A 17605-nucleotide genomic window follows, 5' to 3' on the forward strand; every position below is an offset into this window, starting at 1 on the left:
TACGCTTTCATCTCGGCAATTGAATTACCGAGGATTCCCGCTTATCTTCCTAAATCGTAATGTAACGTATTATATTGAGGTGGATGGTTCTTATAAGGAGATGTGGTATTATTCTTCTTATTATAACAAAGGATGGCGTGTGGGTCCGAGGGGTTCATCAGATGATGCAGCGAAAGACAAATATAATAATTGTAAAATATATACAAGAACTAGCACAACAGAAACCCGGCTTGATGCACTTAAGAATGCTGTAAATCAGTTTATAGATGATACAGCGAAGAAATCTCCGAATAGTAAAATAGGTATTACTGTATTTAGCAGTACTGACGACTACAATAGACCATATGGTAATCATGGAACATCTGTAAGTCTGGGAGAAGTAGGTACTGCAGATAGTGCAAAGGTAACGGAACTTAAGAATTTCGTTAAAGATTTGAAGGCGAATGGAGGTACGGATCCTGCGGTAGGACTTGAGGATGCAAAGAACAAGTTGGATGCTATGGTTGATACAAATCCTAAGTATGTGGTTCTGTTCACCGATGGTAAGCCGACTGGAGGCGGTGCTGAGTGGAATAGTACTGCACAAAAAAATGCTGAAACTCAGGCAAGCGAATTAAGAACAGGCCTAAGAAATAAGACAAAGGTAAAAGATCCATATACAGTATACACCATAGGCTTTGCACTTAATGATGAAGGAGATCGCGCGAAGACGTTCTTGTCTGGTGGTGATTATAAAGGCAAAACGTATCCAGGAATTGCTTCATCATCAGATTGCGCAAAAACAGCAGATGATGCAGCATCGCTTACACAAATTTTCCAGAGTATCAGTAGTACAATTAATAAGAACGTTGACATTACCGGTGCAACAATTACTGATGTGATCGACAGTAGATTTGAAATTGTAGATAGAGGTAATGTTATCACCGAAAACAATTTCGAAGGTGGGAAATATACATTAGAGAATGGTGGGATTGTAACAAAGCGTAATGACGGTACTTATCAGGTACAGTGGACTGATCAGACCATTAAACACACGACAGATGGTACAAATGGCTGGAGTAGAACCATTACTGTAAAAGCAAAAGATAGTTTCATCGGTGGTAACAATATTCCTACCAACGTCTCCCCTGATTCTAAGATTAGCGTAGGAGATTTGAAGAAAGTATTGGATCAGCCTACGGTTAATGTCAAAGTTAATCTGGTAGTTAAGGATAAAGAGATTACTATCTACAAAGGTGATTCCGTACCAATGGATGAGCAAATTCGGAATGAGTTGTTTGCCACTAGTAAACCAACATCTTACAAAGATGGTACAGTAAACGAAACAGATTCTAAAAAAGAGGATGGTACATCATTAATTAAATTACAGTGGTTTAAAAAAGACAACGGTGTTAGAACAAACATCGATGAGTCTGAAATAAAAACTGCACTTAATGATGGAACTGAGTATTATCTGGAAGTAACTTATACTGCTCCAACAGAATCAATGGATACGAGTAAAACTAATACAGACGGACATTTCGTGGGAACTGAGACAGCGAAAAATCCTGGTAATAACAATCTATATGGTATTTATAAAATCAATGTTATCAGCGGTCAGATTCAGATTATAAAGAATGTGACAGAAGCGTCTACAGAAGCCAGAACGTTTAAATTTAATGTAGAGGATTCAGATGGAAAGGCTGTTTCTGGTAGTCCGCTGAAGGTGATAGTTGAAGCTGATCAGACTAGTGGAGTTGCAAAATTAGAGAATCTTCCAAGAGGATATTACACTGTAACGGAAGTAGAAGCAGATGGATATACAATTCAAGCATTTGAGGTTGACGGGCAGACAGATTGCGAAAAATCTAAATCAGATACATCCAAATCATTGACTTTCAGACTTGGTTATGACACGAATAAAAATAATGTCATTAAGAATTATACGTATAAACAAACTGATGGTGGTGTGAAGGGTGTTGCTTCCTACACAAACGAAGCAGTAACAAAACTGGATCTGAAGAAGACAGATACAGAAAATCATCTATTAACAGGTTCTGAATTTAATTTGGAAATAAAAAATGGTGATAATTGGAAAACTATTCAGAATGGTATAAAAGTAATCAATGGGGATTCAGATATTGAACTGACCAAATTGAAATCGGGTATTTATAGGCTGACAGAGACTACCGCTCCGAAGGGATATTCAATACTGGGTAGCAGTATTTGTTTCAAAATCTCATTAGGAAAAGTAGAACTTGTTAATGAAAATGGTGAGGCAGCAAATAGTAGTGAGATGTGGACTTTGGATGAAACGAATAAAGTTTTAACAATCAAAAATGCTAAACTTTATTCCTTACCAGAATCCGGTGGTCCGGGAACTTATGGATTTACAATCAGTGGTGTAGCGATTCTTGCAACTGCACTCCTGTTGTTTATAAATAATAAACGAAGGGAGGAAGAAGCAAAGAGATCGTAACACATTAATTGTAAATGGCCGATGAAGGGTGAAAAAGAAAAATGCAGAGAAAGAAAGGAGCAAACCTTATGAAAAATTTATTAAAAAAGATTGGTGCATTATTAGTGGCAGCGGTTATGGTACTGTCTATGTGCACAGCGGTATTTGCAGATGGAAATGCTACAATTAAACTTACAGGTTTTAATACGGCAGACAGTGTTGAGTATATGCAGATCATTCAAAAGGATGAGAGCACAACTTCTGGTTGGGCATTTATGAATGGAGCAGGAGAATGCTTCATAGAAGCATTAGGAATGACAGATTCCGCTGATGCACAGCAGGAAGTTATCTGGGGATTAATTAAGTTTAAAGATCCTACAGTTGTTTTACCGACTGGCGTAACAGCAAAAACTGTAACAGCAGCAAATATTGACTTAGCATTAAGTAAAGTTGCAGCACTTAATAGATTCACAGTATTAACAGATAAGACAAAAATTGAAGTAAGTGATGCTGGTATTTATGCAATTAAAGCAGAAGAGGAAGGCTATACTTATAAAACAGCAACTGCTTATGTAGGATTTGGCGAGCCATATCCAGCGTTATCAGGTACAGAAGTAATTGCTAAAAAATCTTCAACATCTGTAGATAAAACAACAGAAGATGCCGATCATGTAGTAGCAATTGGAGATATTGTAACTTATACAATCGAAGCATATGTACCTTTTATTGATGCAGCAAATACAGAGAACAGAACATTTACAATCACTGATAAAATTACTGGTGCTGATTACTATTTAACAGGACCAAATGCTGTTAATAGTGTAACAATGGAAGGCAAAAATGGCCAGGTTGGTGAAATCGTAGTAAATGATAAAGGCAATGGATTTACTGTTAATTTAGGTGAATTAGTTGCAGATAAAGCTAATCCGAATGCTGGAAAGAAAATTACAGTTACTTATACCGTAAAAGTAAATGAAACAACAGTAGAAAATAAAGCAGGTAGCCATGCAGCAGGTGTAGATTACGGCGGAAATAATGTTCCGGTTAAGTTATTTACTGGAGAATTAGTTCTGATGAAATATGGCGATGGTGATGTGAATAAGGCATTGGAAGGTGCTGAGTTTGTATTGTATAAAGATGGAGAAGAAGTACCGTTAACGTTCGTAAAGGAAGAAAAAACTGGAAAATATAAATATGCTCCAGATGCAGAAGATGCTAAATCAATACTTGTGACAGATGCAAATGGTTATATTGACGTAGAAGGTTTAGATGTTGGTTCTTATCACTTTGAAGAAACAAAAGCACCAAAAGGATATTCTATTAATACAGATGGTAAGACACTTACACTTACTGTAGACGGAGAAGTTGCTACCGCTAAATTGTATAATGAAGGGGGCTTAAATGATACCAAACTCAACTCCCTTCCATCCACAGGTGGCATGGGAACATACCTCTTCACTATCATCGGTGTTGTAGTTATGGCTGGCGCTGCTGGTGCTTTCTTCATCAGCCGCAGAAAAGGATCTGAGGAGTAATCGTTTGATTGCCGGATTGATTCAATTCAAAAATTATTTATAAGCAACGACAAAGCAAGTATTAAAACAGAATAGTTTCTGATTATTCTGTTGAAGAAATCATTACCGCCCGGCCCCTTCGGGGGCCGGGAGTGGTAAATACAACAGTATGGAGAAACCTATGAGAAAGAATAAGAAGAAAAAATATATTGGACTTGGTTTGCTGTTTCTGATAGGGTTGTCCATACTGCTGTATCCAATGGTCAGTGATGCCTGGAACCGGTACAGGGACAGCCTGCTGATCAGTAATTATAGCAGCAGTGTTTCTTCGGATGATAATTCGGAGAAGATTGACAGTATGTGGAAGGCAGCTCAGGAGTATAACGAACAGATCAAGCAGGAAAGTGTGCCGGATGCTTTTTCCGTGAGGGATGGCCAGACGGACAGTACATATGAGTCTCTTCTGAACCTGAATGGTGATGGAATGATGGGGTATGTGGAGATTCCTGTGATCGATGTGAGCATTCCAATCTATCATTACACGACAGATGAGACTCTGGAGAAGGGCGCTGGTCATTTGTTCGGCAGCAGTCTTCCGGTTGGCGGCAAGAGTACCCATTGTATTTTGTCGGCACACAGAGGTCTTCCAAGTGCGAAACTTTTTACAGATCTGAATCTTGTGGAAGAGGGAGATGTTTTTTACCTGCATGTGCTGGGTAAGACGCTTGCCTACGAGGTGGATCAGATTCTTACCGTTCTTCCGGAGCAGACAGAGTCTCTGGGTATCACGGATGGGGATGATTATGTAACGCTGGTTACGTGTACGCCTTATGCGGTGAATACGCACAGACTTCTGGTGAGGGGACACAGAGTTCCGATGAAGGCTGCGAAGGCGGTTCAGAAAACAGAGAAGAAGGTTACCGGAATCACCAATCCGACGCTTCCGATGCTTGCTCTCTGTGTTGTGATCGGAATTGTGATCGCGGTGATCCTGGTTGCCGGTATCAATTCTGTTCAGAACAAAAAACGACGCAGGAAATGATTTATGGCTAAAAAGAAAAAAAAGAAAAAGAGTAATGTTGTCCTGAACATCATGATTGCCCTGGTGTTTCTGGCGGGGGCGGGTGTGTTCCTTTATCCCACGATCAGTGATATGTGGAACCAGTATCGAAATGCCCAGCTGGTCAGTAAGTACGAGGAAGCGGTAACGGAGCTTTCGGACAACGACTATGACAGGCTGTGGAAAGAGGCGAAGGAGTATAATGCCGAGCATCCGGTGAATGCCATTGTAGATGCTTTTGAGGAAGAGGATACTTATGAGCTGAGTCATCCTTATGACAGGGTTCTGGATCCGAACGGTGATGGTCTGATGGGGAGTATCGAGATCCCGAAGATCAAAGCCAGACTGGCGATCTATCATGGACTGAGCAAAACGGTCCTGGAAAAGGGTGTCGGTCATGTGGAGGGTACCAGCCTTCCCATCGGAGGCAAGAGCACCCATGCGGTTCTGGCGGCGCATCGAGGTCTTCCTAACGCAAAGCTTTTTACAGATCTGGATCAGATGGAAAAGGGAGATATTTTTATCCTGCACATTCTTGGCAAGCATCTGGCCTACAAGGTGGATCAGATCAAGACGGTGCTTCCGGATGAGACCAGTGACTTGGATATTATCGAGGGTGAAGATCATGTGACTCTGATCACGTGTACCCCTTATGGAGTTAACACCCACAGGCTTCTTGTCCGGGGAGTGCGGACGAAATATGTGGTGGAAGATACAAAGAATGACGAAACGATACCGCAGAAGCTTGCTGTTGTGGATCCGAAGAGGGTTCTGGCCGGCGGCGCTGCAGTGCTTGTTGTTCTGATCCTGCTGATTTATCTGATCGTCCGTCATAGGGACAAAAAACGGAAAAAGAAGCAGCTTTCAGAAAGGAAAGAGGAGGCAGAGAGCGATGAAAAATAGAAGAAAGCAAGGGAAAATATTCCGGAGCCTTCTGGCTGTTCTGATGCTGACGGCTATGCTGGTCACGAGTGTTTTGCAGCCGGTTTTCGCCGGGGATTATGAAGCTGGAAAAACAGGTAATCTGACGTTGACGGTTCAGCAGGCGGATGAGGAGGGAAACCAGACTCCGCTGCCGGATGTAGGGCTGACGATCTACAAGGTTGGCAGTGTGAATTTTGATGGCAATGTGCATTTCGTGCTGGATGAGGCACTGGCTGCCGCAGCAATCGATTTTGATTCCATCACGACGGCTGACGGCTGGTATGAAGCGGCAGAGAAGCTGGCGGCTATGATCGTCAGCGGAAGCGTGGATGTGTGGGGTATGTCCAAGTCCTCTGATGCAGAGGGAAATATGACTTTCGCTGATTTGGCTGAGGGTATGTACCTGGTGGTGCAGACAGATGGAAATAGCAGTGTTATGGTTTCACCGATGCTGATCTCCGTTCCTTTTGCAGATCAGGAGCAGGGCTGGATGTACGATGTACAGGCTTATCCGAAGTCTGTAAGTAATCCGCAGAAGCATACACAGATCCAGGTTACGAAGAGGATCTATAATGTTGATGAGAACGACAATGTGATTCCTCTGGAAACGAAAGAGGATGTAACTTATAAGGTTGGCGTTTTTTCGGATCCGGAAGGTACGATCCCGTTCCGTGATGATTATTTACAGGATATCCATATCCAGAATGCTTCCAGTGGTACAGCTACATGGACGGATGTTCCGGATGGCACCTATTATGTATTTGAGCTGGATGAGGATGGAAATCTTCTTCAGCAGAATACGAAGATCGAGGTGGATGAGGAGAATCTTTACTACTACAATGTAACGAAGCCGAATGGTGAGAGTGAAGAGAAGTCCAATCAGGTTGTGATCGGTGGAGATAGTGGTGCTACTGAGGCAGCGGCTTATGTAAATAACTATTATACAAAGATTTCCGATATATTCAGCCGTAACGGATTTATCAACATTAAGAAGAATGTGATGATCGATGGTGTTGCTTCTACTGTGGATGATACGTTCTATGCAGGTGTGTTCTCCACTGAGAGTAACGGTGAGCTGACGCTTGAGAAGGTAGTGACTCTGAAACAGAATGATAGTGTTCAGGTAATGTTGGATCTTCCAAAGGATCAGGAGATCAACAGTGTTACGTATACTGTTCTGGAGACGGATAAGGATGGAAATCCGGTTGATGATGATACCTTTAAGTATACAGTTACCGGTCAGGGTGAGGTTACACTGAATAATGATAACCGATATACTGTAACAAAAGAGATCACCAACAGTCTTTCTTCCGAGCCGACACCGATTCCGACTGTTACACCTGGAACAAATCATGGTGGAAATGATCGGATCACTCCGATCCCGAATAATGGTACAGCGGGCGGAACTGCTCCGAACGATACCAGTGGTACAGCAAGACGTTCTGTAAAGACCGGCGATGATACACCGATCGGCGTATGGGTTGGAATCCTTGCAGCAGCGATCATTGTTGGCGGTGGTGCAGCTTATGGAGTTAAGAGAAAGAAGAAAAAATAAATAACGGATCATTCTGAAGGATGATCGATGGAAGAACCGGGCGATGTGGACGCCCGGTTCTTTTTTGAAATATTTACGTATTGGGGATGAAAAAGCAGCGGGTGATATTTTTTCTCGAAAATTGCTCTTGACATTTTGGTATGATAAGTATATTGTATGTGTTGCAGCAAATTTCATAAAAGATAGCCTTTTATTCAGAGTGGTGGAGATACAAAGGATCTATGAAGCCACGGCAACCCCGGATAACCCAGGAAGGTGCCAACCTGAGCGAGCAATCGAACAATAAGAGGATTGTTTACAGAATTTAAACAGTCCGGATTGTACGGGCTGTTTTTTATGTATATAACCATTGTTTTATTACAAAAGGAGAAGATCATGGAGAAAATTTTATTTACATCTGAATCTGTAACTGAGGGTCATCCTGACAAGGTCTGCGACTCTATTTCCGATGCGATCCTTGATGCTATGATGGCACAGGATCCGATGAGCCGTGTTGCCTGCGAGACTGCTACTACAACAGGTCTTGTACTTGTTATGGGCGAGATCACAACCAAGGCTAATGTTGATATCCAGAAGATCGTTCGCGATACTATCCGTGAGATCGGATATGACAATGCGGATTATGGCTTTGATGCAGATACCTGTGCGGTTATCACATCACTTGACAAGCAGTCCACAGATATCGCTATGGGTGTTGACAAGGCTCTTGAGCAGAAAGAGGACGATATGAATGAGGACGAGCTGGATTCCATCGGTGCCGGTGACCAGGGTCTTCAGTTTGGTTATGCTTCCAATGAGACTGAGGAGTATATGCCATATGCCATCAACATGGCTCACAAGCTTGCTCAGCAGCTGACAAAGGTTCGTAAGGACGGCACTCTGAAATATTTAAGACCAGATGGAAAGACTCAGGTTACTGTTGAGTATGATGAGGCCGGCAAGCCGAAGAGAATCGATGCTGTTGTATGCTCTACACAGCATGATCCGGATGTTACTCAGGAGCAGATCCATGAGGATATTAAGAAGTATGTTTTTGATGCGATCATTCCGGCTGATATGGTTGATGCGGATACGAAGTATTTCATCAATCCGACAGGTCGTTTTGTTATCGGCGGACCTCACGGTGACAGTGGTCTGACAGGTCGTAAGATCATCGTTGATACCTACGGCGGAACAGGACGTCACGGCGGCGGTGCTTTCTCCGGTAAGGACTGCACAAAGGTTGACCGTTCTGCTGCTTATGCTGCACGTTATGTTGCAAAGAACATTGTTGCAGCCGGTCTTGCTGACAAGTGTGAGATCCAGCTTTCCTATGCAATCGGTGTTGCGCATCCGACTTCTGTCAGTGTGAATACCTTCGGAACAGGTAAGCTTTCTGAGACTAAGCTTGTTGAGATCGTTCGTGAGAATTTTGATCTTCGTCCGGCTGGTATCATCAAGATGCTTGACCTTCGCCGTCCGATCTACAAGCAGACTGCTGCTTATGGTCATTTCGGCCGTACAGATGTTGATCTTCCATGGGAGCATCTGGACAAGGTTGAGACTCTGAAGAAGTATCTGTAAGAGAGTCAAAAAAAATATTTATATATCCTTTTGGCAGGAATATTGATTTTAAGAAATGCATATGATATAATGCCATTAGGCAAAAGAGATAGTAATAGTTCCAAAAGAACAAAGAGTGAAGCCCCCGGTAGTGCCAATACCGGGGGCTTCTTCTAATTTTTTATAGTGGACAAGAAACCACTAGGTTAGCGTTGTCCTACTTGTTGCCGTCTAGCCATTTGCAAACGTAATAGGCAGTTATGTTTGCCATGCAGGAAACAAGAAAAGAGATAATAATTTCCAAAAGAACTCACCTCCTCCCGTTGCCGGGTATCGGGTGGACAACAAAAATATGATAGCATAGTTTAGAACAAAATGGAATAATACTGATGCTGGAAGATGGGGTTTTTTATAGAAAATTTAGAGATAGGGAATATAGTTTATGTTATAATACGTGTATGTGAATGTGTGAATTTATAAAGGACGGAGATACAGATGAAGTTAAAAACACGTATTATTGTGGGCTTCGTTGCGATCATCCTGCTGCCGCTTCTTCTTTTTTCCGCAAGTCTGTACGGGTTCAGCCAGACGCAGGCGAAGCATGTGCAGGAGAGCAGCAGCCAGGTGAAGCTGATGGCCAAGGATATGATCCTGACCGCAACGATCATCCTTGTTTTTACTGCGTTGTCCGTAGGGCTGTGGATCTATCGGAGCATTGCGGTTCCGCTGGTGAAGCTTAAGAAGGCTACCAAGAACATCAAGGAGGGGAATCTGGATTTTGTGCTGGAGGTTGAGGGGAATGATGAATTTTCCCAGCTTTGCCAGGATTTTGAGGAGATGCGTAAGCGTCTGAAGGAGTCCACGGAAGAGAAGATCCTGATGGATAAGGAGAATAAGGAGCTGATCAGCAATATTTCCCATGATCTGAAGACGCCGATCACTGCGGTGAAGGGTTATGTGGAGGGAATCATGGATGGTGTGGCGGATACGCCGGAGAAGATGGACCGGTATGTGCGTACCATTTATAATAAGACCAATGAGATGGATCATCTGATCAATGAGCTGACCTTTTATTCCAAGATCGATACCAACCGTATTCCGTATACGTTCAGCAAGCTGAATGTGGAGGATTATTTTTCGGATTGTGCGGAGGAGCTTGGGCTTGAGATGGAGACCAGGGGGATCGAGCTTGTGTATGCCAATTATGTGGAGAAGGGTGTGCAGGTTATTGCGGATGGTGAGCAGATCCGCCGTGTGATCCATAATATCGTGAGTAATGCCATTAAGTATATGGAGAAGCCAAGGGGGATCATCCAGCTTCGGGTGAAGGATGTGGGTGATTTTATCCAGGTGGAGATCGAGGATAACGGCAAGGGTATTGCCGCCAAGGATCTGCCGTATATTTTTGACCGTTTTTACCGTACCGATGTTTCCAGAAATTCTTCCAAGGGAGGAAGCGGTATCGGACTTTCCATCGTAAAGAAGATCATGGAGGATCATGGTGGAAAGGTCTGGGCCATAAGCCGGCTGGGGATCGGAACGATCATGTATTTTGTTCTCAGAAAATATCAGGAGGTGCCGATGAATGAGTAGGATTTTGATCATAGAGGATGAGGAAGCGATCGCGGATCTGGAGAAGGATTATCTGGAGCTTTCGGGTTTTGAGGTGGAGATCGAGAACCGTGGTGATACGGGGCTTGTACGTGCCATGAAGGAGGAGTTTGATCTGATCATCCTGGATCTGATGCTTCCGGAGGTGGATGGCTTTGATATCTGCCGGCAGGTCCGTGAGGAGAAGAATACGCCGATCATTATGGTTTCGGCCAAGAAGGATGATATCGATAAGATCCGGGGACTGGGTCTTGGTGCGGATGATTATATGACCAAGCCGTTCAGCCCAAGTGAGCTGGTTGCACGTGTGAAGGCGCATATGGAGCGTTATAACCGGCTGGTTGGTTCCAATGTGCATAAGAATGATGTGATCGAGATCCGTGGTATTAAGATCGATAAGACGGCCAGGCGTGTGTGGGTCAATGGTGAGGAGACGACGTTTACGACCAAGGAGTTTGATCTTTTGACTTTTCTGGCTGAGAATCCGAACAGGGTTTTTACAAAGGAGGAGCTTTTCCGGGAGATCTGGGATATGGAGTCTGTGGGTGATATCGCTACGGTTACGGTGCATATCAAGAAGATCCGTGAAAAGATCGAGTTTAATACGGCCAAGCCTCAGTATATTGAGACGATCTGGGGTGTGGGGTACCGGTTTAAGGTGTGAGCCTGCGGGGAAGGCTTCGGATGGAGCTGCTGCAGGGGTATGAGTGCAGATCGGAATGATGGTGTATGATCTGTCGGGTGCTTTTGAGAGGAGTGGAGATATGCCGCTGTTGAGGGAAAGAATTTATACGATAGAGGATATTTATGCTTTGCCGGAGGGTGAAAGAGCGGAACTGATCGATGGACATATTTATTATATGGCGCCGCCGAATACGATGCATCAGAGGATTTCAAGTATCTTGTCCAGAAAGATAGGTAACTATATAGATTCTAACAAGGGGAAATGTGAGGTGTTTGCCGCACCGTTTGCGGTGTATCTGGATGAGAAGACGAATACTTATGTGGAACCGGATGTTTCTGTTATCTGTGATCCGGATAAGCTGGATGACAGGGGATGCAAGGGGGCTCCGGACTGGATCATCGAGATCGTTTCTCCGGCGAGCAGGCGTATGGATTATTATACCAAGCTGTTTAAATACAGGACTGCCGGTGTGAGAGAGTACTGGATCGTGGATCCTGTGAAGAAGCTGGTAATGGTGTATGATTTTGAAAATGAGGATACGGAGCAGTATACATTTCAGGATTCGATCAAGGTGGGAATCTATGAGGAGCTGAGGATCGATTTTGCTGAGATGTGATAAAAATGGAGGGGAATATCGTCTGGTGATAGCCCCTCCTTGTTTTTTAGCAAAAAAATAGAACGCCGTCGCAACGCCGTCCTTACAAAAACACAAAGTGTTTTTTGATTCTGAAATTATTATATGTGCGAGATGATATTTTGTCAACCTGTTTACTGCGAAAATTTACCACGGTATACATCCGACTTAGATGCAAAAATCTGAAATATGGATAATCGTCAGTGACAGAAAAATTCGTTTCAGGTATAATGAAACTAACTATGATATTGATATGGGGAAAGTAACAGAGGTGGATTTTTTGAAAGGACGAACTATGGAAGACAGATTATACAAGAAACTGGAAGCGTACGGTAAGAGTGATTTTTATCCGTTTCATATGCCGGGGCATAAGAGGAATCCGCTGGCTGTGGAGGGGGATTTTCCGGTGGAGAGTGATATTACGGAGATTGACGGGTTTGATAACCTGCATCATGCTGAGGATATTTTGAAAAGGGCGCAGGAGGATGTCGCACGGCTTTATGGTGTGCCGGAGAGTTTTTACAGTATTAATGGAAGCTCCGGGGCGATCCTGGCGGCGGTGTCTGCGGCTGTGGATAAGGGGGGACAGATCCTGGTGGCAAGGAACTGCCATAAGGCGGTTTACCATGCAATTTATCTGCGGGAGCTGAGTGCCACGTATATTTATCCACATGAGGATCCGAAATTGGGGATAAACGGAGGGATTTCACCCGGCCGTGTGGAAATGTATCTGGCGGAAAATCCGGAGATCCAGGCGGTACTGATCACTTCGCCGACTTATGACGGGATCGTGTCGGATGTGGCTAGGATCGCGGAGATCGCGCATCACTATGGTGTGCCGCTGATCGTGGATGAGGCTCACGGGGCGCATTTTCGGTTTTCGGATTATTTTCCGGTGTCTGCGGCGCAGCTTGGTGCGGATGTGGTGATCAACAGTGTGCATAAGACGCTGCCCTGTCTGACCCAGACGGGGGTGATCCACCTGTGCAGTGATCGTGTGAGCCGGGAAAAACTGAAGCGTTTTCTGGGAATCTATCAGAGCAGCAGTCCTTCTTATATTCTTATGAGCAGCATTGATGCGTGCATGGATAAGCTGGAGCGTGAGGGGGATGAGATGTTCCGTGTGTTTACGGAGAATCTGGAAAAAGCACGCAGGCGTCTTTCCGAGTGTAAGTATATCCGGCTGGTAACGCCGCAGGCCTGTGAGTGCCAGAGGGTTTTTGATTTTGACAGATCCAAGATATTGCTTTCTACTGTGAACAGTTCGCTGAACGGCCGGGAGCTGCATCAGATCCTCCGGAGGGAGTTTCATCTGGAAATGGAGATGGAGGCGGAGAATTATGTGCTGGCGCTGGCAGCTGTGGGTGATACGGCGGAGGGTTTTGAGCGGCTTTGTGATGCTATTGAAGAAATCGACCGCCGTGAATCGTTAAAATACAGAGAAGAGGCTGTGGAGAAGGAGCCTTTGAAAAACGGAAAAATGAAGCAGATCATGCGAATTTCCCAGGCTATGGATGCGGAGAGTGAGCGGTGTCCGCTGGATGAGTGTATCGGACGGACGTCCGGGGAGTTTGCGTATCTTTATCCGCCGGGGATCCCGCTGATCGTTCCGGGGGAACAGATTTCTGGACATTTCGTAAAAAATGTGAGAAGATACCTGGAACAGGGCTTTGAGGTCCAGGGCCTGAGCGACCAGACCAGTGAGACGGTGTGTGTTGTGAGAAATGAGATGTGAGGTGCGTGGCAGCAGACGGATCTGTGTATTACGGATCAGAGCGTGTATAGTAACGCATATGCAGCAGAGGAGACATATGGGAAAGATTTTTTACATTATGGGAAAAAGCTCTTCCGGTAAGGACAGTATTTACAGACAGCTGGAGGGGAATCAGGAGCTGGGGCTTAAGCGGCTTGTGATCTATACTACCCGTCCGATCCGGGATGGAGAGGAGAACGGAAGAGAATATTTTTTTGCAGATGAGAATAAACTGAAGGAGTTCCGAAGAAACGGGAAGCTGATCGAGGCGCGTACTTATCAGACAGTTTACGGGCCGTGGACATATTTTACTGCGGATGACGGGCAGGTGTCTGTGGGTAATGACAGCTATCTGGGGATCGGTACACTGGAGTCTTTTGTGAGGCTCCGGGAGTATTACGGCAATGAAGTGATGTGGCCTATTTATATAGAGGTGGAAGACGGAGAGCGTCTGGAGCGTGCGCTTGCCAGGGAGAAGACCCAGGAGGTGCCGAAGTACGAGGAGATGTGCAGGCGTTTTCTTGCAGACCAGAATGATTTTTCCGAGGAAAATATTCTTAAAGCAGGTATATGGAAGCGTTTTGAGAATCATAATCTGGATGAATGTGTGAAGGAGATCGTAAATTATATAAAATCTGTACAATAAGGAAAAATAGTTTTTTTTATACAGAAGATTATGTTATAATTAGTTGAAAGATGTCCGCCGGGTATAACGGAGGGCACAAAAGGCAGAAAGAGGTGATTCTTATGGCAGGATTTCATGACATCATCGGCCATGACGATATAATCAGGCATTTGAAGAATGCGATAGAGACAGGGAAGGTATCCCACTCTTATATTTTTACAGGGGAACCGGGATCCGGCAAGAAGCTTCTTGCGGGGACTTTTGCGGCAGCGCTGCAGTGTGAATCGGGAGAGTCTGAACCGTGTATGACTTGTGATTCCTGTAAGAAGGTGATCGGCAAGAATCATCCGGATATCATTACAGTAACTCATGAGAAACCTGGAAGCATCAGCATTGACGAGGTGCGTGACCAGGTTGTGCGTGATGTGGATATCAAGCCGTACTGCAGTCCGTATAAGATCTATATCATTCCGGATGCGGAGATGATGACGGTGCAGGCGCAGAATGCCATTTTGAAAACTATCGAGGAACCGCCGGAATATGCGGTGATCATGCTGCTGACAAGCAATATCGACAGTCTTCTTCCTACGATCCGTTCCAGATGTGTGCGTCTGGATTTGAAGGTGGTGGATGACAGTCTTGTGAAGGAATATCTGATGGAGCATCTTCAGGTGCCGGATTATCAGGCTGAGATCGATGCGTCTTATGCGCAGGGTAGTATCGGCAAGGCGAAGGAGGCTGCGACTTCTCAGGAGTTTGCGGATATGACGGCCAATGCCCTGAAGATTTTGAAATATGCCAATTCCATGGAGGTTTATGAGCTGACAGAGGCGATCAAGACTTTGACTGCTGATAAGAATAATATCAATGATTATCTGGATATTTTCCAGTTCTGGTTCCGCGATGTTCTGATGTTTAAGGCAACAAGGGAAATTGACAACCTGGTTTTTAAACAGGAGATTAATTTTATCAGAGAGCAGGCCAGCGAGCGTTCTTATGAGAATATCGAAAAAATCCTTGAGGCACTGGAGAAGACGAAGGTGCGTCTCCGTGCCAATGTTAATCTCGAACTTGCCCTGGAGCTCCTGTTCCTGACAATTAGGGAGAAATAGAATGGAAAAGGTAGTTGGAGTCAGATTTCGTAACGTTGGTAAGATTTATTATTTTAATCCTAAGAATTATAAGGTGAAGGTCGGCGATCATGTGATCGTGGAGACTGCCCGTGGTGTGGAGTATGGCCGTGTTGTCCTGGAGCCGCGCAGCGTGAAGGAGGACGAAGTGGTCCATCCGCTGAAGGAGGTTCTCCGTGTTGCAACGAAGGAGGACGAGGATCATGAGGCTGAGAACCGCCAGAAGGAGAAAGAGGCTTTTAAGATCTGTAAGAAGAAGATCCGTGAGCATGAGCTTGATATGAAGCTGATCGATGCGGAGTATACCTTTGATAATAACAAGGTGCTGTTTTATTTTACAGCGGATGGCCGTATTGATTTCCGGCAGCTGGTTAAGGATCTGGCGTCTGTGTTTAAGACCAGGATCGAGCTTCGTCAGATCGGTGTCCGTGATGAGACGAAGATCCTTGGCGGTATTGGTATCTGTGGAAGGACGCTTTGCTGTCATACGTATCTTTCGGAGTTTGCGCCGGTTTCCATCAAGATGGCGAAGGAGCAGAATCTTTCTCTGAACCAGACGAAGATTTCTGGTGTCTGTGGTCGTCTGATGTGCTGTCTGAAGAATGAGCAGGAGACTTATGAGGAGCTGAACCGGAATCTTCCGGGTATCGGTGATATGGTAACGACGCCGCAGGGTGTTTCGGGTACGGTCCAGAGTGTGAATGTTCTCAGGCAGATGGTTAAGATCGTGGTTGAGGTGAATGACGAGAAGGAGATCCAGGAGTTTCCGGTCCGTGATCTGAGGTTCCGCCCTAAGAGAAAAAAGGGTAAGGGTGGTTCTGCTGACCACGAGGAGAAAGAGGTTAAAAAGGGAGATTCGAAGCCGAATGAGAAGTGATCTGGTTTATTGCGGTGAGCGTGTGGATGATCTTCAGAATGGGTTGTTTGTGATCCAGGATCCGAAGAAGTTTTGCTTTGGGATGGATGCGGTTCTGTTGTCTGGTTTTGCCCGGGTGAAGAGGGGTGAGGTTGCGCTGGATATGGGGACCGGTACGGGGATCATTCCGATCTTGCTTTCTGATCGTACGGATGGGGAGCATTTCACGGGGCTGGAGATCCAGCATGAGTGTGCGGAGATGGCTGACCGTAGTGTGAGGTATAATGGTCTTGAGGACAGGGTTCGGATCGTTGAGGGTGATATCAGGGAGGCTGCCGGGATTTTTGGGGCGGCTTCTTTTGATGTGGTGACGTGTAATCCGCCGTATATGATCGGGCAGCATGGGTTGACGAATCCGCATCTTCCGAAGGCGATCGCGAGGCATGAGATTTTGTGTTCGTTTGATGATGTGGCTTGTCAGGCTGCCCGGGTCCTGAAGGACCGGGGGCGGTTTTTTCTGGTGCACAGGCCGTTTCGGCTGGTGGAGCTGATGGCGACTTTGACGAAGTATAAGCTGGAGCCTAAGAGGATGCAGCTGGTGTATCCTTTTATTGATAAGGAGCCGAATATGGTGTTGATCGAGGCTTGTAAGGGCGGGAATTCCAGGATCCGGGTTGAGCGGCCGCTGGTGGTTTATGAGCGGCCTGGGGTTTATACGGAGGATGTTTTGGAGTTGTATCGGATGGTGTGAATGTTGTGATGTTGTGGCTTAGGGTGGCTGCCCCGGTTGTGAGAGATTGGGGTGGCTGCTCGGGAGGTTTTGGGCCATCGGCGCTGCGCTGGATGGCTGGGAGGTAGTGGTGGCTGTGGTACTTCGGTTGGTGAAGGGACGGCGAGGGGAGGCAGGCTGCTGGTGGTGACACGCTGCGCCCCCTGCTCGGCTGCGGCGCCGGTTTGCTGCCATTCGCGCAAACTCGCTTCGCTCAAACAGTGCGCTCGGTGGCAGCAGCTATCCTCACCTCGCTGACGGGGGCTCCGCTAACGTCACCACCAGCAGCCTGCCTCCCCTCGCCTGAGATTCAAAGCGAGAGATCGCAACGCATAGTGCGCTGAGTATCGAAGCATACAGACACCTTGCCAGAAGTGAATCACTGAGAAAGTGAAGAAATAAAACAACATCGGCACAGCGTAGTGCGCTGAGTATCGAAGAATACAGACACCTTGCCAGAAGTGAATCACTGAGAAAGTGAAGAAATAAAACAACATCGGCACAGCGTAG

Annotated in this window: 14 protein-coding genes and 1 riboswitch; all 14 genes read left to right on the forward strand. The window is 45.4% G+C overall.

The annotated features are described in order from the left end of the window. A partial coding sequence (locus tag LI091_RS16770; protein ID WP_265191385.1) for a SpaA isopeptide-forming pilin-related protein occupies nt 1–2458 on the forward strand: 2458 nt, incomplete at its 5' end. A 68-nt stretch (nt 2459–2526) separates the two neighbouring features. Further along, nucleotides 2527–3972: a SpaH/EbpB family LPXTG-anchored major pilin gene (locus tag LI091_RS16775; RefSeq protein WP_265191386.1), complete on the forward strand. Its 1446-nt coding sequence runs from the start codon at nt 2527–2529 to the stop codon at nt 3970–3972. Nucleotides 3973–4132: 160 nt separating this feature from the next. Then, complete coding sequence (locus LI091_RS16780; protein WP_244095965.1) at nt 4133–4993, forward strand: class C sortase; 861 nt, start codon at nt 4133–4135, stop codon at nt 4991–4993. 3 nt (nt 4994–4996) lie between these two features. Further along, nucleotides 4997–5914 carry a class C sortase gene (locus LI091_RS16785; protein ID WP_173758394.1) on the forward strand — a complete coding sequence of 306 codons (918 nt, stop codon included), beginning with the start codon at nt 4997–4999 and terminating at the stop codon, nt 5912–5914. Further along, nucleotides 5904–7490 (forward strand): pilin N-terminal domain-containing protein, encoded by a 1587-nt coding sequence (locus LI091_RS16790; RefSeq protein ID WP_118368785.1) that lies wholly within the window; start codon nt 5904–5906, stop codon nt 7488–7490. The genes LI091_RS16785 and LI091_RS16790 overlap by 11 nt, the downstream gene beginning before the upstream one ends. Nucleotides 7491–7677: 187 nt before the next feature. Beyond that, a riboswitch (SAM riboswitch) is annotated at nt 7678–7779 on the forward strand. Between the two features lie 86 nt (nt 7780–7865). Then, nucleotides 7866–9053, forward strand: a complete 1188-nt coding sequence (gene metK, locus LI091_RS16795; RefSeq protein ID WP_015526574.1) for a methionine adenosyltransferase — start codon at nt 7866–7868, stop codon at nt 9051–9053. 474 nt (nt 9054–9527) lie between these two features. Further along, nucleotides 9528–10625, forward strand: a complete 1098-nt coding sequence (locus LI091_RS16800) for a sensor histidine kinase (protein WP_265191387.1) — start codon at nt 9528–9530, stop codon at nt 10623–10625. Beyond that, complete coding sequence (locus LI091_RS16805; protein ID WP_015526575.1) at nt 10618–11307, forward strand: response regulator transcription factor; 690 nt, start codon at nt 10618–10620, stop codon at nt 11305–11307. The genes LI091_RS16800 and LI091_RS16805 overlap by 8 nt, the downstream gene beginning before the upstream one ends. Before the next feature lie 100 nt (nt 11308–11407). After that, nucleotides 11408–11944, forward strand: coding sequence for a Uma2 family endonuclease (locus tag LI091_RS16810; RefSeq protein WP_022426158.1), 537 nt, complete (start codon nt 11408–11410; stop codon nt 11942–11944). A 313-nt stretch (nt 11945–12257) separates the two neighbouring features. Next, nucleotides 12258–13697: an aminotransferase class I/II-fold pyridoxal phosphate-dependent enzyme gene (locus LI091_RS16815; RefSeq protein WP_265191388.1), complete on the forward strand. Its 1440-nt coding sequence runs from the start codon at nt 12258–12260 to the stop codon at nt 13695–13697. A 76-nt stretch (nt 13698–13773) separates the two neighbouring features. Further along, nucleotides 13774–14361, forward strand: coding sequence for a hypothetical protein (locus LI091_RS16820; protein ID WP_021651241.1), 588 nt, complete (start codon nt 13774–13776; stop codon nt 14359–14361). 101 nt (nt 14362–14462) lie between these two features. After that, a complete protein-coding gene (gene holB / locus LI091_RS16825) occupies nt 14463–15452 on the forward strand; it encodes a DNA polymerase III subunit delta' (protein ID WP_015526578.1) in 990 nt (329 codons plus the stop codon). Nucleotide 15453: 1 nt separating this feature from the next. Beyond that, the gene (locus LI091_RS16830) at nt 15454–16347 is read left to right on the forward strand and encodes a PSP1 domain-containing protein (RefSeq protein WP_015526579.1); all 894 of its coding nucleotides are present in this window, start codon (nt 15454–15456) and stop codon (nt 16345–16347) included. Then, complete coding sequence (locus tag LI091_RS16835; protein WP_059086497.1) at nt 16337–17077, forward strand: tRNA1(Val) (adenine(37)-N6)-methyltransferase; 741 nt, start codon at nt 16337–16339, stop codon at nt 17075–17077. The genes LI091_RS16830 and LI091_RS16835 overlap by 11 nt, the downstream gene beginning before the upstream one ends. The last annotated feature ends 528 nt before the right edge of the window (nt 17078–17605 follow it).

The organism is Blautia sp. MSK20_18, from assembly GCF_020553125.1.
Taxonomy (GTDB): domain Bacteria; phylum Bacillota; class Clostridia; order Lachnospirales; family Lachnospiraceae; genus Blautia_A; species Blautia_A fusiformis.